At 49.6% G+C, this 19,906-nt stretch carries 19 protein-coding genes; 4 read left to right on the top strand and 15 right to left on the bottom strand.

Going from position 1 to position 19,906, the window contains the following annotated elements; genetic code table 11:
* Window positions 1-209: 209 nt before the first annotated feature.
* The gene (locus ABCW45_RS06525; protein WP_343220506.1) at window positions 210-1,115 is read left to right on the top strand and encodes a LysR family transcriptional regulator; all 906 of its coding nucleotides are present in this window, start codon (window positions 210-212) and stop codon (window positions 1,113-1,115) included.
* 225 nt (window positions 1,116-1,340) lie between these two features.
* Window positions 1,341-1,844: a shikimate kinase gene (locus ABCW45_RS06520; protein WP_117468987.1), complete on the top strand. Its 504-nt coding sequence runs from the start codon at window positions 1,341-1,343 to the stop codon at window positions 1,842-1,844.
* A 94-nt stretch (window positions 1,845-1,938) separates the two neighbouring features.
* Here ABCW45_RS06520 and ABCW45_RS06515 read toward each other — a convergent pair whose 3' ends face one another.
* The 5 genes from ABCW45_RS06515 to ABCW45_RS06495 form a co-directional block, all read right to left on the bottom strand.
* Window positions 1,939-2,136, bottom strand: coding sequence for a DUF951 domain-containing protein (locus tag ABCW45_RS06515; protein WP_015552966.1), 198 nt, complete (start codon window positions 2,134-2,136; stop codon window positions 1,939-1,941).
* Window positions 2,137-2,245: 109 nt separating this feature from the next.
* Window positions 2,246-3,235 (bottom strand): L-glyceraldehyde 3-phosphate reductase, encoded by a 990-nt coding sequence (gene mgrA, locus ABCW45_RS06510; protein ID WP_343220505.1) that lies wholly within the window; start codon window positions 3,233-3,235, stop codon window positions 2,246-2,248.
* A gap of 119 nt (window positions 3,236-3,354) precedes the next feature.
* Window positions 3,355-4,077 carry an NAD-dependent protein deacylase gene (locus ABCW45_RS06505; RefSeq protein ID WP_117503081.1) on the bottom strand — a complete coding sequence of 241 codons (723 nt, stop codon included), beginning with the start codon at window positions 4,075-4,077 and terminating at the stop codon, window positions 3,355-3,357.
* Between the two features lie 146 nt (window positions 4,078-4,223).
* Entirely contained in the window at window positions 4,224-5,249 is a 1,026-nt protein-coding gene (locus ABCW45_RS06500; RefSeq protein WP_015552963.1) for a GNAT family N-acetyltransferase, read from the bottom strand.
* 3 nt (window positions 5,250-5,252) lie between these two features.
* Window positions 5,253-6,182, bottom strand: a complete 930-nt coding sequence (locus ABCW45_RS06495) for a DUF2156 domain-containing protein (RefSeq protein WP_015552962.1) — start codon at window positions 6,180-6,182, stop codon at window positions 5,253-5,255.
* A 356-nt stretch (window positions 6,183-6,538) separates the two neighbouring features.
* On the opposite strand from ABCW45_RS06495, the gene ABCW45_RS06490 reads away from it, so the two are divergent.
* On the top strand, window positions 6,539-7,498 hold the full coding sequence (locus ABCW45_RS06490) for a bifunctional 4-hydroxy-2-oxoglutarate aldolase/2-dehydro-3-deoxy-phosphogluconate aldolase (RefSeq protein ID WP_117483544.1): 960 nt from the start codon (window positions 6,539-6,541) through the stop codon (window positions 7,496-7,498).
* Between the two features lie 154 nt (window positions 7,499-7,652).
* On the top strand, window positions 7,653-8,678 hold the full coding sequence (locus tag ABCW45_RS06485) for a sugar kinase (RefSeq protein ID WP_021905128.1): 1,026 nt from the start codon (window positions 7,653-7,655) through the stop codon (window positions 8,676-8,678).
* A gap of 143 nt (window positions 8,679-8,821) precedes the next feature.
* Here the strand turns inward: ABCW45_RS06485 and ABCW45_RS06480 are convergent, their stop codons facing one another.
* From ABCW45_RS06480 to ABCW45_RS06435, 10 genes are all read right to left on the bottom strand, one after another.
* Window positions 8,822-9,454 (bottom strand): GNAT family N-acetyltransferase, encoded by a 633-nt coding sequence (locus tag ABCW45_RS06480; RefSeq protein WP_120039906.1) that lies wholly within the window; start codon window positions 9,452-9,454, stop codon window positions 8,822-8,824.
* A gap of 2 nt (window positions 9,455-9,456) precedes the next feature.
* Window positions 9,457-11,601, bottom strand: a complete 2,145-nt coding sequence (locus ABCW45_RS06475) for a M28 family peptidase (RefSeq protein WP_343220504.1) — start codon at window positions 11,599-11,601, stop codon at window positions 9,457-9,459.
* A 126-nt stretch (window positions 11,602-11,727) separates the two neighbouring features.
* Window positions 11,728-12,603 (bottom strand): SseB family protein, encoded by an 876-nt coding sequence (locus tag ABCW45_RS06470; RefSeq protein WP_117468982.1) that lies wholly within the window; start codon window positions 12,601-12,603, stop codon window positions 11,728-11,730.
* A 154-nt stretch (window positions 12,604-12,757) separates the two neighbouring features.
* The gene (locus ABCW45_RS06465; protein WP_015552957.1) at window positions 12,758-14,137 is read right to left on the bottom strand and encodes a L,D-transpeptidase family protein; all 1,380 of its coding nucleotides are present in this window, start codon (window positions 14,135-14,137) and stop codon (window positions 12,758-12,760) included.
* Window positions 14,138-14,501: 364 nt separating this feature from the next.
* Window positions 14,502-15,752 (bottom strand): M20/M25/M40 family metallo-hydrolase, encoded by a 1,251-nt coding sequence (locus tag ABCW45_RS06460; RefSeq protein ID WP_117503546.1) that lies wholly within the window; start codon window positions 15,750-15,752, stop codon window positions 14,502-14,504.
* A gap of 388 nt (window positions 15,753-16,140) precedes the next feature.
* A complete protein-coding gene (locus tag ABCW45_RS06455) occupies window positions 16,141-16,653 on the bottom strand; it encodes a nitroreductase family protein (protein WP_015552955.1) in 513 nt (170 codons plus the stop codon).
* 31 nt (window positions 16,654-16,684) lie between these two features.
* Window positions 16,685-16,972 (bottom strand): cation:proton antiporter domain-containing protein, encoded by a 288-nt coding sequence (locus ABCW45_RS06450; RefSeq protein ID WP_015552954.1) that lies wholly within the window; start codon window positions 16,970-16,972, stop codon window positions 16,685-16,687.
* A gap of 2 nt (window positions 16,973-16,974) precedes the next feature.
* Window positions 16,975-17,739 (bottom strand): amino acid ABC transporter ATP-binding protein, encoded by a 765-nt coding sequence (locus ABCW45_RS06445; RefSeq protein WP_343220503.1) that lies wholly within the window; start codon window positions 17,737-17,739, stop codon window positions 16,975-16,977.
* A gap of 19 nt (window positions 17,740-17,758) precedes the next feature.
* Window positions 17,759-18,409 carry an amino acid ABC transporter permease gene (locus tag ABCW45_RS06440; RefSeq protein WP_343220537.1) on the bottom strand — a complete coding sequence of 217 codons (651 nt, stop codon included), beginning with the start codon at window positions 18,407-18,409 and terminating at the stop codon, window positions 17,759-17,761.
* 346 nt (window positions 18,410-18,755) lie between these two features.
* Window positions 18,756-19,616: an amino acid ABC transporter substrate-binding protein gene (locus ABCW45_RS06435; RefSeq protein WP_117567680.1), complete on the bottom strand. Its 861-nt coding sequence runs from the start codon at window positions 19,614-19,616 to the stop codon at window positions 18,756-18,758.
* Between the last annotated feature and the right edge of the window lie 290 nt (window positions 19,617-19,906).

Here is a 19,906-nt window from a genome sequence, read left to right as displayed (position 1 = left end):
CTGTATTCGGTATGGTACAGCATGTTCCGTTTGGAACATATCTGCCCTTGTTGCGCCATCCAGCATCAGTAGTCTTATGATACCGCCCGGTAAAAGGATTTGCAACCGCGCATTTTGTATGATATCATAAGAAAAACTTATCTTTTACGAAGAGTAACGATGCTTCCCACAGAGTGGGGCGATTTATTCCTATTTTTTAGGAGGAGCTTATGAACACAAACCAGCTGCGCTACTTCGTGACCGCCGCTGAATGCCGCAGCTTCACGAAAGCCGCGGACCAGTTTTATATTACCCAGACTGCCATCACCCAGCAGATCCGCGCGTTAGAAGACAGCCTCGGCATCCCGCTCTTTGACCGGTCGAGCCGCCCGATCTCCCTGACTCCGGCCGGAAGCGCATTTCTAAGTGATGCAAGGTCGATCCTCGGCCGCATTGATCAGGCGGTAAACCGGATTCAGGAGGTTTCAACCGGTATGGTAGGAACCCTGCGGATCGGATATACAAAAGGCTTTGAGCGAAGCAATTTTTCCAACTCCCTGCGTTTCTTCCATAATAAGTATCCAAATATTCTTGTCTCCTGTTACCGCCGGAACACCGATCTTCTCGCCGCGGGGCTATTGAAGGACGAATATGATATTATTTTTACCTGGGACAGCACGGAGCTCGTGAAAAACGAGTCCATTGAATACCGGCTCATTGAACGCAGTCCTCTGATGGTAGCGGTTTACAGCAATCATCCACTTTCCAGGCGGGAATCCCTTCAGCGGTCAGAGCTCCACGGCGAACGCCTGCTGTTCATGACCCCGTCCAGCACCGGGGATTCCGTCAGTGACCTCCGCTTCTACGAGATGTATGAGCAGGCCGGATATCATCCGGACATCTTCTTCCGTTCCAACGATGTGGAGAGTATTCTCATGATGGTATCCATCGAGGAAGGGATCTCCATTATTCCTTCCTATGTGACGCATAAGCTGACAAATGCGGAAAACCTTGTGTTTATCCCGCTGATCGGCGAAGAGGAGGTCGTTGAGATCATTGCGGCGTGGAAAAGATCCTCCGGGAATCTGGCGCTGCAGCAGTTTTTGGGGCATTATCCATTGTTGAAGTCGGAGTAAAATATGTGTCGGCAGACTCGCCCGCCCACGTTTTAGGAAACCGCTTCTGCTATTCCCGGAAACTTTGTCCTCACTCTTATTGCCTTTCTTCTATATCTATGGTATTTTATATGTGCTTTTCATTTACAGACCGACATTGCCGGCTCATTTGATACCCGGTGCGGTATTATCAAAAACGCAGAATACTTTCGCCAGAATCAGCAGACCTTTCGAGAGGAACCAGACATGACACCAGAACATCCAATTATTTTATGCGGCTTCACAAGCAGCGGAAAGACCACTATCGGGAAACTTCTCTCCGAACAGCTCGGTCTCCCCTTTTACGATACGGATCAGATGCTGATCGAACATTACAAGATGACAATCCCGGAGATCTTCGCAAAAGGCGGGGAGTCTTTGTTCCGGGACTATGAACATGAGATCGCCCATCAGGTATGCGACCTCGGCCCGTCCGTGGTCTCTACCGGAGGCGGAATGCTGACCTTTGACCGGAATGGGGAGATCCTCGAAAAGAGCGGCACGATCTTCTATATCGACCGCCCGTTCGAGGACTGCTACCGGAACCTTGCGTTACACCCGGAACGACCGTTATTTAAGAACCATACAAAAGAGGAAATCGAGAATACCTATCTCACGCGACGCGGGTTATATAAGAAATATGCAAAGTACGATATCCCGAATACCAAGGGGCCGCAGGACGCGGTTGAGAAGATCTGTGCGCTTTTATAGTTGCCTCCGAACTCAAAAACCAGCCACATGTTTTCCATTACGCTTCCCGCTCTAATGGATCCCATGTGGCTGGTTTTTGTTTTTCAAGTTTCCTTTATTTTACTTCCGTCCCATCCGGTTTCCTGAGTCCTCTGGTATTCTTCTCCACCAGCCGTCTCGTCACCATGACCATATGGCCGCAGCCCATGCATTTTAAACGGAAGTCTGCGCCCACGCGCAGGATTTCCCATTCCTGACTGCCGCAGGGATGCGGTTTCTTTAATTTTACGATATCGCCTACTTCATATACCATTCTCTATGTCTCCTGTTGCCTGAAACCTGTCTTCTCAAACGATCTCTTATTTCTTACAAATTTTCACGCTTCATACGTTTTCTGCGTGTTGATCCTGTTCTAAGTTCTTTTATGCCAGGATCTCGTCGATCTTTTTCAGCTCATCCTCCGAAAATCCCGTGCCCTCAAGCGCCGCAAGACTGTTATCCAGCTGCGAAACTCTGCTGGCGCCCACCAGGACCGTTGTCACCTCCGGGCGGCGTAAGATCCAGGCGATAGCCATCTGCGCCAGCGTCTGTCCGCGTTCTTCCGCAAGTTGGTTTAATTGTTTGATTTTTTCTAATTGTTCATCAGAAAGATACCGCTGTGCCACCGTCGTTCCCTCACGGGATGCGCGGGAACCTGCCGGGATCCCCTTCAGGTATTTATCTGTCAGTGCGCCCTGAGCGAGCGGGGAAAAGCAGATACAGCCCACTCCGTTTTCATCAAGCGCGGAGAGAAGTCCGTCCTCCACCCAGCGCTCCAGCATATTATAGCGCGGCTGGTGGATCAGGCACGGCGTTCCGTTCTCCTTCAGGATCTTTACTGCTTTTCTCGTCTCTTCCTCTTTATAATTGGAAAGTCCGACATAAAGCGCTTTTCCGCTGCGGACGATATCGCTCAGTGCTCCCATCGTCTCCTCGATCGGTGTCTCCGGGTCCGGTCTGTGATGGTAGAAAATATCGACATAATCAAGCCCCAAGCGCTTCAAACTCTGGTCGAGACTCGCCATCAAATACTTTCTGGAACCCCAGTTTCCGTAAGGTCCCGGCCACATATCATATCCGGCTTTTGTGGAGATCACAAGCTCATCCCGGTATGTACCAAGACAGTCCTTAAGCGCCTGACCGAAATTTTTCTCCGCAAGGCCGTTTGCCGGATGTCCGTAGTTGTTCGCAAGATCAAAGTGTGTGATCCCGCGGTCGAATGCATGGCACAGGATCTCCTCCTGATCTGTAATCGTCTTTTCCAGTCCGAAATTCTGCCATAATCCCAGCGCGACCCGCGGAAGCTTTAAACCGCTTCTTCCACAGCGTTTATACTCCATAGTCTCATAACGATTCTCTGCTGCCTGATACATAGTTTCTGCCTCCTGTTTTCTGCGCTTTTGCCGCGCGCTTTATATGTGCGCCCATTCCAGCCTATGTATGATGTTCAAACTTACTGCGGCATTCATCGATCATTCTAAACAATATTTGTTTATACTCCGACTGCGTCCCCGAGAACCTCCCCGATCGGCCCGCTGATCACGAGATCCGCGCGGTTATCCATCGATGTCACGGATTTATTGATGAGGACCAGCTTATGTCCCCGGTAATAATCGATGAGCCCCGCTGCAGGATATACCGTGAGGGACGTTCCGCCGATGATCAGCACATCCGCATTCGCGATATATTTCACGGATTTTTCGATGGTCTCCTGATCCAGACCTTCCTCATAGAGGACTACATCCGGCTTGATCGTTCCGCCGCAGGTACATTTCGGAACTCCCGTAGAATTTAAGATTGCATCCAGTCCATAGAACTTTCCACAGCGTGTGCAGTAATTCCGCAGTACAGAACCATGGAGCTCCAAAACCTCCCTGCTGCCCGCTTTCTGATGCAGTCCGTCGATATTCTGTGTCACGACTGCCTTTAATTTTCCCATTTTCTCTAACTTTGCAAGTGCCTTATGAGCTCTGTTCGGCTCCGCGTTCGGAAACAGCATCTTGTTCCGGTAGAATCGGTAAAATTCCTCCGGCTTTCTCATATAGAAGGAATGGCTTAAGATCGTCTCCGGCGGATAATCATACTGCTGGTTGTACAGTCCGTCCGTACTCCTGAAATCCGGAATATGGCTCTCCGTGGACACGCCAGCCCCGCCAAAAAATACGATATTGCTGCTCTCATCCAGCCACTTTTTTAATGTTTCCCGCTCTGTCATGACAGATCTCTCCTTTCTGTATTCAAGAACGTCTCGGCATTCTTGCTGCTCGTCACCTAAAGAGGTGGGAGTCATCTCACATCTGATATCATGCGCTTTTCTGCTTTGCTGTCAGCGGATCATGCACCGTTTGACCCTGATATCATTTACACAACTTCATCTAAGAACACTCCGCGAAACGGCTCAATATACTCCCCATACGGAATCTTCGCCACCTGCGCCGGTGTCCGGTATCCAAACAGCCACTCGGTAAGCTCCGAGATCGTCAGGACCTCCATTTTCCCCTTTGCGATAAACCGGGATTCCTGGATCATCCTCGAGCCTTCCTTTGTCAGCTGCCACAGCCATGCACCCTGATTCTGCGGTACGAAGAGATCGTTGATCCCGATCTCCACCGTCACTTCATCCTGCGGACAGTTCTCCGCTAACCGGATCGTCTTTACGAACTCCGGCATGCAGACGATACGCGCCATGATCGCCGGCTTCCGTCCCGCCTCGCTCCGGTAATGTTCTCCGGTGTAGAGATAACGCATCTCCCGTTCCTTTAAGCCCCACTCACTCTGCATTCCGATAAACCAGTCATCGTCATAGAGCAGTGTGCAGGTTCCATTTTCGCTGGCAAGCTCCTTCTCCATCCGCTGTAAATATGCCTCATCGCGGATCGCAAAGACCTCATATTTTCTCTTTAACCAGGCAGTCTGCCACTCCGCCAGATCTGCACCCAGCGTCTTCAGGTTACAGGGCTCTCTGTGGATGTGGGGATTATATTTGAGGACCCAGCGCGGCTGATCATAAATATACCGGAAATCGTAGGGACGGTACAGGGACTCTCTTGCGGGCATCAGAAACGTAAACGGCATCCGTTCTTCCTGCATGTCCCGCAGCATCGCCAGCATGAGACTTCTCATGTATCCCTTGTGGCGCCCAGCAACCAGTGTGGAAACGCCGACGATATAGTCGCACACAGCCTCACTTCCCCGCATATAGATCCTGTACGGGTTCCGGTGGAGCATGGATACAATCTCACCGTTCTCCTCCCGGACAAGTACCTTGTTGTCCTTCATTTTTTCCTTAAAATAATAATCACAAAATTCCGTGGAATCTTCCGGGAACGCCTCTCTCCAGAGATCCAGGCATCTTCCCTTTTCTTCTGTCTCCAAATACCGTATCATACTTTACTCCGCGCTCTGTGCCTCAAAATCTAACTGTTTAATCCGATACTTTCTCGCGAAATCCATCGGCGCATAGGACATCTTCGCCTGACGGAGTCCCGGGAGTCCCATATCATCCTCACGGTTTACGATCTCCGCCTCGGGGAATTCATGGATCAGGAACTGCTGGTTGATCATCTGGTAAAGTCCGCGCATCTCCGGGTTCGCCTTTTCGATGTGGATGATCGCCATCTTTTCCTTACTATTATAGCTTCCGATGGAGAACGCCTCCAACCGGTCATCCACATAGATCCCTCCCATGCGGACTGACAGCATCGAGCAGTTCCTTAAGATCTCGTGGATTCCTTCCACTTCATAATCCAAGTGTCCCTCGACCTCCTGGCCTTTTCCCTCTCTCCATTGATCCAGAAACTTCCAGATCTCGCAGCCGTCCGAACAGCAGAGCGTCCGGTACTCATATCTTCCTTCATATGCTTTTTTGAACGCGTTCAGGTTGTTTTTCTTCTTGTGGAGCGCCTTTCCGGCCAATGTCTTCAACGCCTCCGCGCTGTAAAGGTAGTCCTTTGCATCCGGAAGCTCCGTTACGGAGTAGCGGTCCGCCGGGAGATTTAAACAGTCCACCGCCTCCTGGTCCGCCAGATAGATCTCAAGCGGCAGATGAAGATTATCGTTGAAATACTGTTCGATCTCTTTAAAGTAGTGGGGCATATCTTCGATGGCGCACACAGGAAGAGAGGCATACATCTTTCCTAAAATCTTCATGATCCAGAGAACTGCCTTGTCATCTCTCTCGCAAAAGTGGACATGATAGTAATCCGCCCAGAGGAAATTATCAAGCATCACACTGTCACAGGTATTGTCGTGGCGCCTTCCATAATACTTACTGAGTTCCGCAAAATTCTCGGCGCCCAGCTTCTGAAACTGTATATCCATATAATTGTTTTTTCCCTTTCTAACTGCCGCTCATCTCCGGCAGCCGTTCCCGGTCTTTCACAGGAAATATTTTTCTGTTCTTATGGTTCCCTTGTTTTTACTTTTTATAGTTTACCACACTTCCATAATAAAATGAAGCAATTTGTTTTTCGGCAGTTTTACTCAGAAAATCCAGTAAAATTAGGCTTTTTCGCTATTGACAATTCGAATCTCATGAGTATAATCTAATTTAGATGATACCGCAATGCGAAACTTAGTTCCGTATTATGAAACTCGGTATTAAGACTCAATATGACTTGATTATTGACTAAAACTGAATTTCCTAAATTTATAAAGCAAAAAAGGAGACAGGAATCATGAACGAAGTTTTAGAGAAAATCCAGAAAATTGGTATTGTTCCGGTTGTTGTACTTGACGATGCAAAGGATGCAGCACCGCTTGCAAAGGCACTTTGCGAGGGCGGTCTTCCGTGCGCTGAGGTTACATTCCGTACAGCTGCAGCAGAAGAGTCCATCCGTATTATGGCAAAAGAATTCCCGGAGATGTTAGTTGGCGCAGGTACTGTTCTTACAACTGAGCAGGTTGACCGTGCAGTAAACGCAGGCGCAAAATTCATCGTAAGCCCGGGCTTAAACCCGACCGTTGTTAAATACTGTGTAGATAAGGGAATTCCGGTAACTCCGGGTACTTCCAATCCGAGCGATGTTGAGATGGCGATCTCCCTTGGCCTTGATGTTGTTAAATTCTTCCCGGCTGAGCAGGCTGGCGGAATCAACATGATCAAAGCTATGGCAGCTCCGTACACACAGATGAAGTTCATGCCGACAGGCGGAATCAACGCTAAGAACATCAACTCCTACCTTGCATTTGACAAGATCCTTGCTTGCGGCGGAAGCTGGATGGTTAAGAAAGACCTCGTAGCTGCCGGTGAGTTCGATAAGATCCGCGACCTCACAAAGGAAGCTGTTCAGACAATGCTCGGTTTTGAGCTCGCTCATATCGGAATCAACTGCGACAGCGAAGCTGAAGCTGAAAAAACTGCTGACGCATTCGACGGTCTGTTCGGATTCACAAAGAAAGTCGGCAACAGCTCCGTATTCGCAGGAACCGCTGTTGAGGCTATGAAGTCCAAGGGACTTGGCTCCAAGGGTCATATCGCCGTTGCTACAAACTCTGTAGTAAGAGCTAAAAACTACCTTGAGATGATGGGCTACAAGTTCAACGAAGAGTCCGCTAAGTTCAAAGGCGACAAGATGACAGCAATCTATCTCGCAGACGAGATCGGCGGCTTCGCAGTACACCTTGTTCAGAAATAAGTAAAATTGCACAACGTGCAATTTTACGCTACGCAAACGTAGCGCAGCGGAGTTCGCGGTTCCCGTCGCGCTGTGCAAACGAAGTGGCGTTCGCACTTCCCGTCACGCTACATTATCTGATTATAAATTATATTAAAATTTAAGGAGAATCCTCATGTCCAAGAGAGTTATTACATTTGGTGAAATCATGCTCCGTCTCGCTCCGGAGGGATACTATCGTTTCGTTCAGGCTAACAACTTCGGCGCTACTTACGGCGGCGGCGAGGCTAACGTAGCTGTTTCCCTTGCAAACTACGGTTTTGACGCTGCATTCGTTACAAAGCTTCCGAAGCACGAGATCGGCCAGGCTGCTGTCAACGAGTTAAGAAGATACGGCGTTGATACTTCCACTATCACACGCGGCGGTGACCGTGTAGGTATCTACTTCCTTGAAAAAGGTGCTTCCCAGAGACCGTCCAAGGTTATCTATGACCGTGCACATTCCGCAATCTCCGAGGCTACTCCGGAAGATTTCGACTGGGCTAAGATCTTCGAGGGCGCTGACTGGTTCCACTTCACAGGTATCACACCGGCATTAAACGACACTGTTGCTGCTATCTGCCTTGAGGCATGTAAGAAAGCAAAAGAACTCGGCATCACAGTTTCCTGCGACTTAAACTACAGAAATAAGCTCTGGACAAAGGCTAAAGCAGGCGAGGTTATGGGTGAGCTCTGCAAATATGTTGATGTCTGCATCGCAAACGAAGAGGATGCTTCCGATGTATTCGGTATCAAGGCTTCCAACACAGACGTTACAAAGGGCGCTGTAAACCACGAGGGTTACAAGGACGTTGCAAAACAGCTTGCTGACCGTTTCGGTTTCCAGAAGGTTGCTATCACACTTCGTGAGTCCATCTCCGCAAACGATAACAACTGGTCCGCTATGTTATACGATGGCAAGGACTACTACTTCAGCAAGAAATACGCAATGCACATCGTTGACCGTGTAGGCGGCGGCGACAGCTTCGGCGGCGGACTGATCTACGCTTGCTTAAGCGACATGGATGCTCAGAGCATCATCGAGTTCGCAGTAGCAGCTTCCTGCTTAAAGCACTCCATCGAAGGCGACATGAACATGGTTTCCGTAGATGAAGTTAAGAAATTAGCTGGCGGCGATGGATCCGGACGTGTTCAGAGATAATTGATCTCAATTTATATCGTTGCCCCATTTGCCAATAAGGGCAAATTTATTCCTCAATATATACCATAAAACAAGGACCTCAGCGGCTGCCAATCGCTGAGGTCCTTGTTTTATGTACAAAATGTTGAGTTAAGTCTCTATTGTCAAATTTCTCTTACTAAACAATACTGCTTTAGTCCCATCCCCTTCTCGACGATCCCAAACACCTTAAATCCAAAATGCGCATAAAACGCCACATTCTTCTCATTATGTGTCTCCAGCGAGATCATCATCCGATGTTTCTCCGCATAGCGGATCGCGTCATCCATAAGCTTCTCCGCAACTCCGTGGTGCTGCACATTCGGGCTCACCGCGAGATAGATGATATGTAAACGGTTCTCCTGGTGGAGCTGGGCGGTCCAGTGGGAGTTTAAGTAATCACGTCCCCTGATAAAATTCCACAGCGTCTTTAAGCTCTTATCCTCCTTGATCAGATACTCATCTGTCTTCAAGGATGCCCACGCCTCCGTCAGGTAAAAGCGGACCGGATCATACTCCTCCGCCTCATCGGAGACGACCAGCAGTCCGTTTAACTCCGGGCTGTCCGCAAAGATCTCACATGTCTCATAAAATTCGTTCAGATCACACTCAAAAAGCTCCGGCATCAGCCGTTTTCTCGTCTCGGCATCCGGGATCAGAGTCTCATAGAGCGGGTCCCTGGCAAAACATTCTACCAGCATCTTCTGGAGCCTGGGCAGATCTTCTCTCTGTACCCGGTACAATATCTGGCTGTCCATAACTAAAAATCCAACACCTCTTTCGCTTTTTTTAACCCCGCCGTCAACGTATCCACGGCCTGGGTCATATATCGTATATCATCGTCAAAGCAGACAAGCTGCTCTTCTTCCATTTTTCTGAGAGCGGCAAGTTCCTCCGACACGTCATGTCTGCCTTCCGCGATCTTCTTTTGGAGGCTCTTGACCTCCTTCGAGAGATCCACATGGTGGACGATCCGTCCGGCACCCCACTGTAACCGGTCACAGTCCTGATTCAGGACATATTCCGTAAAGTAGTGGTACACTTCATCATCGAACTGGAACGCGTACTGGTTGTTGTCCACCAGGTACAGGGCATCCAGAGCCCCCTGCACATCCCCGTTCTCCAGACTTCGGACCGCGTCGCAGATATGGCGCAGATTGCTCTGGGCAGCCTCGTGGGGGAACAGGACCTCATCGTGCCAGTTCAGCCGGACGAAATAGTCCTGGCATTTGCGGAATAGGTAAAGAAGCTGTTTCTGGAGCGCAGCGTTTCTATCATTCGCTTCTGTATCCGCTGCATTTTCGCCACGTTGAACAGTCGCACTTTCCGCTGCATCCGCCCCATCGGCCTCGGATTTTTCTTCTATATGAGATTCTTGACCGCCTTTATGTATACAGCATGCAGCATCGGCATTCTTCACATCATTAATTTCTTTTACCTTCCGGTACACCTCATCCGCGATCTTCTTCGCCTCAGCCGTCCGCTCCAGCAGAACCCGGATACTCTTCTCGTCCTCCCGTCCCGTAACCGGTCTGACGCTCTCCTGGAGCGCCTGGAGCGTTCTTCCAACATTCACCGGCGCAACTTTCACCCGGTCGAATGCCATGACAAGAAGTCCATACAGCTCATGGTGGAACCGGAACACATCCGCGTTGTAATACTCGTCGTTGTCAAACTGGGAGTGATAATGGGTCTCCATAAACTCCGCGCTGCTGAATTCATTCACCATGGACGGAATTCCTGAGATCGCAACGGAGAAATCATCCGACCATGTCTCGATCGGGCACTGGACCCCGAGACCTTCCGGGTAGACCTTTCTCGCGTCCACAGGAAACTCTTTCACAAATTCCGTCAGGAAGTCTTCATATTCGTAGGTGGACCGGATCGCGTCCCAGGGATTGTGGGCGTAGGCCGGGAGCTCGAAATTCAGGTCCGCGATGACCTTTCCCTGCCATTCCGGACGGAGCTTAAATACCTGCTGCCATGCACCGGTAGACCAGTCATACTTGGAGTTCTCGATCCCCCATTCTTCCGCCGCCATACAGCAGAAAACGATGGTCTTCTCAGGTTTATATCCAATTTCTAAAAGCGTCCTGGCGATCCCAAACATCAGCGCGATAGCGCAGTTATCATCCTGAAATCCATCAAAATAAGAGTCATAATGGCCGCTGAGCAGGATCATGTCCTCCGACCTTCCGGGAATGGTTCCCCAGACATTATAGGATGGCATATTTTCCTTCACTACGGATTTCGCGTCAAACTGTACCGTGATCCGCGGTTTCTCCTTTAATGCCGCTTTCAGGATCTCCGCATCCTTTCTCGACATGGAAAACGCCGGGGCGTCCTTCGGTCCTGCGATATCCTGGGCATTTAACGCCTCACTGTCGATCTCCCCATAGCCGTTGTCCTGAACCGCGATCACCGCCGCCGCGCCCTTTAAGCGGGCCTGATATACCGGATAGTTGATCCACCACTCATCTCGCTGATTGATATCCACCATCACAAGGCATCCTGTCACATCCACGTCGTCATAGTCCGCTTCCTTTCCGCGTCCGGCGTAGACAAGTGGATACTCTTTCCATCCATCCGTCACAAACTCCGTCTGATAAGCGCCGAGCTGGATTTCATGTTTTTCTCCGTCTCGGTCCGTAAACCGCATGACCGCCTTCTCAAACTCCCAGGAATCCAGACAGATCTCATCCTTATGGATATCAGAGAGCCCGATCCGCTCCATCTCCGCCTTCAGGAATTCCCCGGTATCAAATTCCGCCTTCGATCCCGCTGTGCGGTAGCCAAGGACCGGATTGCTCTTAAATTCCTCCATCTTCTTTGCGAGGCGGTAGGAATATCCGATATCCACTGCCTTTAAATATGTTTCTTCGATCTTCCTTCTGTCACTCTCCAAAGCTGTCAACCTCCTTATCCCACCTCTGCGGGCCTGCTCCCTGAGACCGGGAAGTATTACAAACTCCGCCGTATCCTGCTCACTGTTTTCCGTGATGCGGACACGCCGGAGTTTCATAATTTTTCTTTAGTTCTCTGCCTTATTCCCGGCTCCGCTCTCTTCCTCAGCGCCTGCTCTCTCATGAGTCGCATTGACCTCGACCTGAGTTGCCTGAACTGCCGCCTGGGCATCCGCATGTGCAGCAGCTTCCGGGTTCGGAACAGTACGCTTTGTGATCGGCATCTGGAGATTAACGCCAAACGGGTTTACAACCACTCCCTTTGCCTCTTTTACGAGGATGCTCGGGATCTTATCTGCGGTTACCGCGATCGCTTTGAACTGGTTCTTCGAGTTGAATTTTCCGAACTCAATGATGTCCGTAAAGATCGGCTGGTACGCATCACCGTTTTTCTGTTTTAATAACGGAACGCCCGCACCTTCCTGAAATGCGGTGATGTATGTTCCGCGGGTAAAGTCTGCAAGGATCTCCTCCTGCATCTCCTTTAACTCATCCGGCATCTTCTCGAATTTCTGTCTGCGAAGCTCCTGCATAAAGTACAGGGCGGTCAGATGAAGGCTCGGGTTCTCGATCCAGGTTTTCTTCTCTTCTTCCGGTGCATCCGGCTTATTCTGGCCCGGACGGTTCACAAGCTCCGAAAGCTGGATCCGGCACTCGCTCTCCATATACTGGTCTACCATCAGGCAGTTTACACCCATCGTGTAAAGGTTTCCATAAAAGTGAAGCATCTGGTTCGCGTCGACTTTCGCGATCTGTACCGGAATCTTCTCCTCGATGAGGCGCTTGCCCTCACGTCTGATATCTTCTTCCTTAAAATAGAGCAGAACTTCGTCATCGAATGTCTCTTTGTCGCATACCACATACGGCATTTTTGTGCACAGAGACATGATAACATAGATCTCCTTTGCGTTTCTTAACTGATTTAAAACCTGCTGTTTATCCATTTTTTCTTTCCCTTTCGGTATTCATGCTGCGGCTTTTGTCACCTTTTCCGGTGCATATCTCCCTCTGATGAATATTCTTTCCATAATTATTTTTCGTAAATGCGCAGCCATACTGAACAGTTACTTTTCATCCTTTTTGAGATCCGTCCCCGCTTTAATTGCAGCAGATGATCGGAATTCCCTTATATGCGTTCTCATACACCTGTGCTGCTACCTTCGGCGGCAGGTTGATGCATCCGTGGGAACCGTTTGTCTGGTAGATCGTTCCGCCGAACTTGCTTCTCCAGTCCGCGTCATGAAGTCCGATCCCACCGTTGAACGGCATCCAGTATTTTACAGGAGCCGCATAATCTTCTCCCTTTAATACACGGTCTTTCTGTTTATAATACAGCTCAAAGAGTCCCGGAGGTGTCGTGTAGTTCTTTGACACGTTTCCGGATACGAACGGGCTGTCGATGATCACTTTTCCATCTTTATAGAAATAGAGATGCTGTGTGGCAAGATCCACCTCGATATAAGTCTGTCCGAAATCATAACCATCGTGGGTCGCGCCGCGGCTCTCGTAGATCGGCTCGCGCTCCGTTGTCTGGCACGCTTTTACTGCCTCCACGAGGGCGTCTGTCTCGGCTGTCTGGTTGATCTTCCAGCCATATTTTCCGTATACAACAACATCCCGGCCGGATGTCGTCTTATACTTATGGTTTCCGTAAGTGTCATACTTATCCGCTAAAGACTTCACATATGCTACTGCCTTGTCACGGTCTACCTGGATCTCGGTGCCGTTCGTCCCAGTCACCCATTTTGCCAGTTCCAGACCATCCAGGGTCTCTCTGCTGGATCCAAACACATATGTAATCTGGATATCCTTGTATGCGTTTAATGTTGTGCAGAGCTGTACCAGGTTCGCGTCATCAGATTTTACGGTGATCTTTTTATAGCAATCCTCGTCTGCAAGCCGGATCTGTTTTTTCTGGCTTAAAAGTGCTGATTTAACGGCAGCCTTCATTTTATCCATATCCAGTTCGTTTCCCTGAACTTCTGGAACGATCGTAAAGGGTTTTCCTTCCTCGTAAGCAGAGATATACGCGTTGGAAGTCGGTGTTGCCGCCGTCACACAGTGCAGGTTTGCCAGCGCTGCGGCAAGCTTCCCGTCATCGAGAGTTGCCTCCACGGTCACTGTGTAGCTCTGGTCAGAGCCGGGCCCCGTCTTTCTTCCTGTGTCATTCTGCTCCTTTAAAATATCATCGACGCTGCCGGTAACGTTTAAGTGGTAACCGACATCGGTTCCCTTTAAGACTTCCAGGTTGCCGTCCGCGTCCTGTATTTTAATCTCGTAGTGTTCGTTGAAATAACCTTCCAGATATCCTTTCGCCTGCTGTGCCGTCTGCTTGGAGACATCCACCGCATTGATCGTAGTGCCGCGTACAAATTTTGCCGTATCGCTATCTGCCGCTGCCATCGCAGGAAACGCTGTTCCCACCACCAGCATGCCGATCACAGCGCCTGTCGGAAGAAGCATTCTTATTTTTTTCATGATTCCATCCTGCCTTTTTTATTTTCAGTTACCGGATTGCTCTCTTCTTGTTCGCCTCCGGCGCACAAGAAGCTCCGGGCGTTGCCCTTATACCGCTTTTCATTCAAAAGCGTTTATGCGAGCAAGCTTGCAGCACGCTTTCGACTGCAGATCGGCACAATCCAACTGTCATTCTCTATTTTATCCAACGCACTACATAGTGTCAAGGTGATTATTTCTTGCTTTTTCCTTGATTTTCTGCGGCAAATGTGCGGCTTTTCATAAAAAGTGTCACCATGCAGATCGGTCGATCAAAAACGGCACACCCCCGCCATTTACCTGACAGGTCTGTGCCGTTTTCATACTAAGCTTTCATTTTGTCCTGCTATTTCTCGATAATGCTCTCCACATCATCCATGCCCGCGCAGAGCAGCGCAAGCAGCAATGTCTGCTGGCAGCCCTTATATGCGCCCTCGACCTTAAACTGCTCGGAAAGCATATGCGCGTGGATATCATAATCCGCGCCCATGCCGAGGCACACTGCCGGAAGTCCTGCTTCGAGAGCACGGTTGCAGTTTGTGGAACCACCGTTTCCAAGCTTCGGCTCCTCGCATCCAAGATACTCTGCCGCCGCCATGGCGCCCTCTACGATCGGCGCATGGGCATCCTGATGGCCGGCATTGACATCACAGATATGTTTTACATCGTATGTGATCGTATCCATGCCCCAGCGCTCTGTCTCCTCCTTGCATGCCTCATCGATGGCATCGAAGATCTTCTTGCGGAGCTTCTCAAGCTCTTCCTGAGAGTTCGAACGGAAGTTGAAGCGGATCTGTGCCACCGGAACGATCGCATGGACAGCCTCGAAGCTTCCCGCCTGCATGGTGGTCACCGCAAATGTAGTCATCGGCTCCTTCGGAACCTGGATCTCAGAGATCTTCGCGATCGCACGTCCTGCCGCATGGATCGGGTTTGCTACCTTTGCGAAGGCTCCGCAGGCATGTCCGCCGATGCCGTGGAAGTTGATCTCGTATGTCTGGATTCCGGTCGCCTCATAGGTGATCTCCTGAAATCCCGGGCCGTCAACGGAAATGCTGGCATCCAGCTCCGGATGGTGGTTTACATAATACTGCATTCCTTTTAACGCGCCGGTTCCTTCCTCCTGAACCGTTCCGACAAACTGAATATCGCCCTTTGTCTCAATTCCTGCCGCATTTAAAGCGCGGATCGTAGACAGGACGGTCGCACATCCTCTCGTATCATCCACGATTCCCGGGCATTTGATAAAGCCGTCCTCACGGACGATCTCAAGCTTTGTATCAAGCGGGAATACCGTGTCCATATGTCCCTCTACAAGAACCGTCTTTCCGCCACCGGTACCTTTTCGGATTCCGATGCAGTTGCCGTACTCGTCGATATGGCAGTCTGTAAGACCTTCCTCCTTAAACATCTCAAGAAGTCTCGCTGCTTTTTTCTGCTCATGGTTCGTCGGTGCCGGGATCAGGGTAAGCTCGATCTGTCTGTTGATGATCTCGTTCTGGTCATCTTCCATAAACTGAAGGGCTTTCTGAACCTTTGCATCCTTTGTCAGTGTGTCGAATTTCTTCTGAATCTTCTCGGAAACCTTATATTCCATCTGTCATTCCTCCGTTTTTCAATACTGAGTAACAGAAGCGGTCATCTCAGGCTGCCTCCTGTCCGATATTTTACCACAAAAAAGATATTTTGTGTATTTTTTATACGAACAAAAGTTTTTATGCCGCGAACACGTCGTTACAGTACACGGGCACTCCATGCCCGCGCACTGTAACAGGATTTTGCCGATGCTTCGCATTCCGAATCGGCAAAATCCACTACCACCACTGTATTGTACGGAATTTTCAGTTCAGAAAATTCCTACCCGTGTACAGTAACAACACGTCACTGACATTGCCCGTGTACAGCAACGCGAACACTTCAGAAAAAGAAGAGACCTGCCCGTGGCTTTCTTCCACTTTGGCAGGTCTGAATCTATGTATATGCTTTTACAGACGGATCACCATCTCATCTAACGGCATTCTGTCGGTGTGAAGTCTTGACGGATGCGCCGTCTCTGCCGGATATCCGAGCGGAAGCATCGCAGTCGCAACAAGTCCCTTCATCTCCGGGAACAGCTCATGAAGCTTCTCCTGGCTGAACATGCCGACATAGCAGGTTCCGAGACCGAGATCTGCCGCCTGAAGCATCATCTGTGTCGCCGCGATCGTCGCATCGATCTCCCCGTGGTTTTTCATATCTCCCTCACGGTTCCAGGCCTTCGCCGGATCATACGCGACAACAAGGATCACCGGTGCATGGAACTTGCATGCGGTGCACTCCTCTGCTTTCTCCAATGCCTCTCTGCTCTGCATCACAAGAATGCGCTGCGGCTGGAGATTGTGAGCCGTCGGTGCATTGTGACCTGCCTCCAGCACCTTTTCCAGCTTTTCTGCCTCCACCGGGCGATCTGCATATTTTCTAAGAGAATATCTTTCTGCGCATAATTTTTCGAAATCCATAATTGCCTCCTGTTTTGCGGTATTTCAAATATCAGCTCAGTGAAATAAAACGTCCCTGATGAAAACGCCTGCCTGATACCGCATATTTTGCGCTCATTATAGCCCACATCCGGTATTTTTTCAATAAAATAATAATAAGAGCCATCTGCCGGAGTTCCGATGAGATCGACAGGATCTTGTCATCCAGAAGACCTAAAACATGCGGTCCCAGAATAATTCCCGTGAACAGCATACCAATAATACGCGGCAGCCGCAGCCTCCCGCAGATTGCTGCGGCGGAAAGTCCCACTAAAAATATTAACGCAAGAGAGGTCAACATAATTACAGGATCTCCCCATATCGTCCCAGAAAGCTCCTCATTCTCTCATTATCGGATGCAAACACCTTCTCTGGCGTTCCCTCCTCGACGATCACGCCGCCCTCCATGAAGATCACGCGGTGGGAAATATCCCTTGCAAACGCCATCTCATGGGTAACGATCACCATGGCGATATTCAGATCTGCCAGAGAACGGATCACCTTTAACACCTCGGCTGTCAGCTCTGGGTCCAGAGCTGATGTGGGTTCATCGAAGAACAGGATCTTCGGGTTCAGCGCCAGAGCTCTCGCGATCGCCACACGCTGGCACTGTCCTCCGGATAACTGGCAGGGATAATAGTCTTCCTTGTCCGCCAGTCCCATCTTCTTTAACAGCTCTCTCGCTTCCTGATATACCTTCTCCTTGTCTCGCTTCTGCACATGGATCGGCGCGTCAACGATATTCTTCAGCACAGAATAATGCGGGAAAAGATTAAAATTCTGGAACACGAGACCATACTGGCTCCGGATCTCCTTCATGTCCTTCTTATCCGCATAGACCACATGTCCGTCCTTGTCCGTCCATGCCGCTTTTTTCCCAAGATATACGATCTCGCCGCCATCCATCTTCTCAAGCATTGTCGCGCACCTGAGCAGCGTTGATTTCCCGGATCCGGACGGTCCGATGATGGATACGATTTCGCCCTCGCCGATGCTGATGGAGATATCCTTCAGCACGGACAGGTTCTCAAATGATTTTTCTACATGATTTAACTCTAACAGATTCATGATCCACAGACCTCCAGTCCTACCGGTAATAATCCAGCTTTTTCTCGATCCACTCCATAACGACAGCCACGATGAGGTTGAACACATAATAGAAAATTCCGGCTGCGACAAACGGGATCATATTTGTCTGGGATGCTGCCAGAGCTTTCGCGATCGTGAACATCTCAGCGACACTCAGGGTGAATGACAGGGACGTATCCTTTACAAGTGTGATCACCTCGTTTGTGATCGACGGCAAAATGCGCTTGATAACCTGAGGCAGAATGATCTTGAAAAAGGTCTGAGCTTTCGTGTATCCAAGGATCTGTGCCGCCTCATACTGGCCGATCGGCATCGACTGAATGCCGCTGCGGTAGATTTCTGCAAAATATGCCGCGTAGTTGATCACAAAGCCGATAAAGGTCGCTGTCAGGCGGTAACCGCTGCCGACTTTAATATGAAACAGATAGTATGGTCCGAAATAAACGACCATCAGCTGCAGCATTAACGGAGTTCCGCGCATGATAGAGATGTAAAATTTTACGATCATGCTGATCACGCGATTTTTCGATAAGCGTCCGAACGCCACAATAAGTCCAAGTGGAAGAGAAAACATCAGCGTGATCACGAAGATCTGCGTACTGATCAGCATACCACTGGCGAGCTGTGCGACCATCTGCCCGATTGTCATTTTACCCATACGATCTTTACCTGCTTTCCTTCATATTCAAGTCGAACGTCCGTGAGACTTGGCGCGTGATTCTGGTCAGCAAAGCTGACATATTCCATACAGAATCACTGCGCATCCTCGCGGAGCGTTTATCTCAGTCAGAGACCTGACTCCCACTGAGACAAATTTGCTATTATTCACCATCTAAAGAGGTGGGAGTCTTCTCGACTGAGATAAATAACACAAATTACGGGAACTGTTTTCCGGTTCCCGTAATCAAAATTCTTTTACTATTTTAGCCGATATGGGAATGTCTGTCAAACAGCATTTCCGTATCCCGCAAGATTTCTACAGCTCCGACACGCGCTTACTTTCCGATCGTCGTAACGTCCTCGCCGAACCATTCATCAGAGATCTTCGCTAATGTGCCGTCGGCAGCCATCTCCTCTAACGCTCCCTGTACTTTATCTCTTAACTCTGTGTTGCCCTTCTTAAAGCCAATGCCATATTCTTCCTCAGAGAGGGAATCGTCAAGGATCTTAAAGTCCGCGTTTCTCTGCTTGATCTGGTATCCTGCAACGATCACGTCCATTGCGACTGCGTCAACCGCACCCTGTTCGAGATCCATAAATGCGGTATTATAATCCGGTGTCGTTAAAAGCTGGCCGAATGTATTTGCGAGATCCTGATTCTCCTTCAACGCAGCCTCCGCGGAGGAATCGGCCTGTACTTCCACGACTTTTCCCGCAAGGTCAGCCTGACTCTTGATATCGGAATCGTTCGCTACAACGAATACCTGCTTGTTTGCCATATACGGTGTAGTCCAGGTATAATCATCCTCGCGGCCTGTGATCGTAAATCCGTTCCAGATACAGTCGATGTTGCCGGATTCAAGCTCCATATCCTTGGAGTCCCAGGCGATCGGCTGTGCCTTGTATTCGAGACCGAGACGGCTTGCGACCTCTTTCGCGAGATCAAGGTCAAAGCCTGTGTATTCGCCGTTGTCACCAACAAATCCCATTGGCGGGAAATCCTGATCGAAGCCGACGATCAGTGTGCCTCCTGCTGCTTCTGCCGTCTCCGCAGCTGTCGTACCTGCTGTTGTTGTCTCCTCTTTTTTCTCGGCAGTTGTCTCTGCTGCTGTTGTCTCTGTCTTTGCTCCGCCGCATGCTGCGAGGGAAAGTACCATTGCGGATGCCATAACTGCGCTTAATAATCTCTTTTTCATCATTATTTCCTCCTCTTATCTGTCCGTGATCCGGCTGCCCGGACCAGCTTTTCGTCGTATCCGAAAACCGCCCGCATTTTTCTGTCCGGTTTCATTTCTCTGTTTTCATCGTGTTATCATGTTACCATACTAAAGTGTTTTTGTAAAGCTCTTTTTAATGAATTTTTCCAAAAAATGCGGTATAATCTTTTTTATGCAGAAGAAACTATATCCGTATTTATCTCAGGCGAAAAGACTCCCGCCTCTTTCAGGTGGTGAGTAACAGCAAATTTGTCTCCGTGGGAGTCAGG

This window comes from Pilosibacter fragilis, assembly GCF_032490495.1.
GTDB classification, from domain to species: Bacteria; Bacillota; Clostridia; order Lachnospirales; family Lachnospiraceae; genus Pilosibacter; species Pilosibacter fragilis.
The sequence above is the reverse complement of the archived record's forward strand: the minus strand, read 5'-3'. Positions and strand labels throughout refer to the sequence as shown.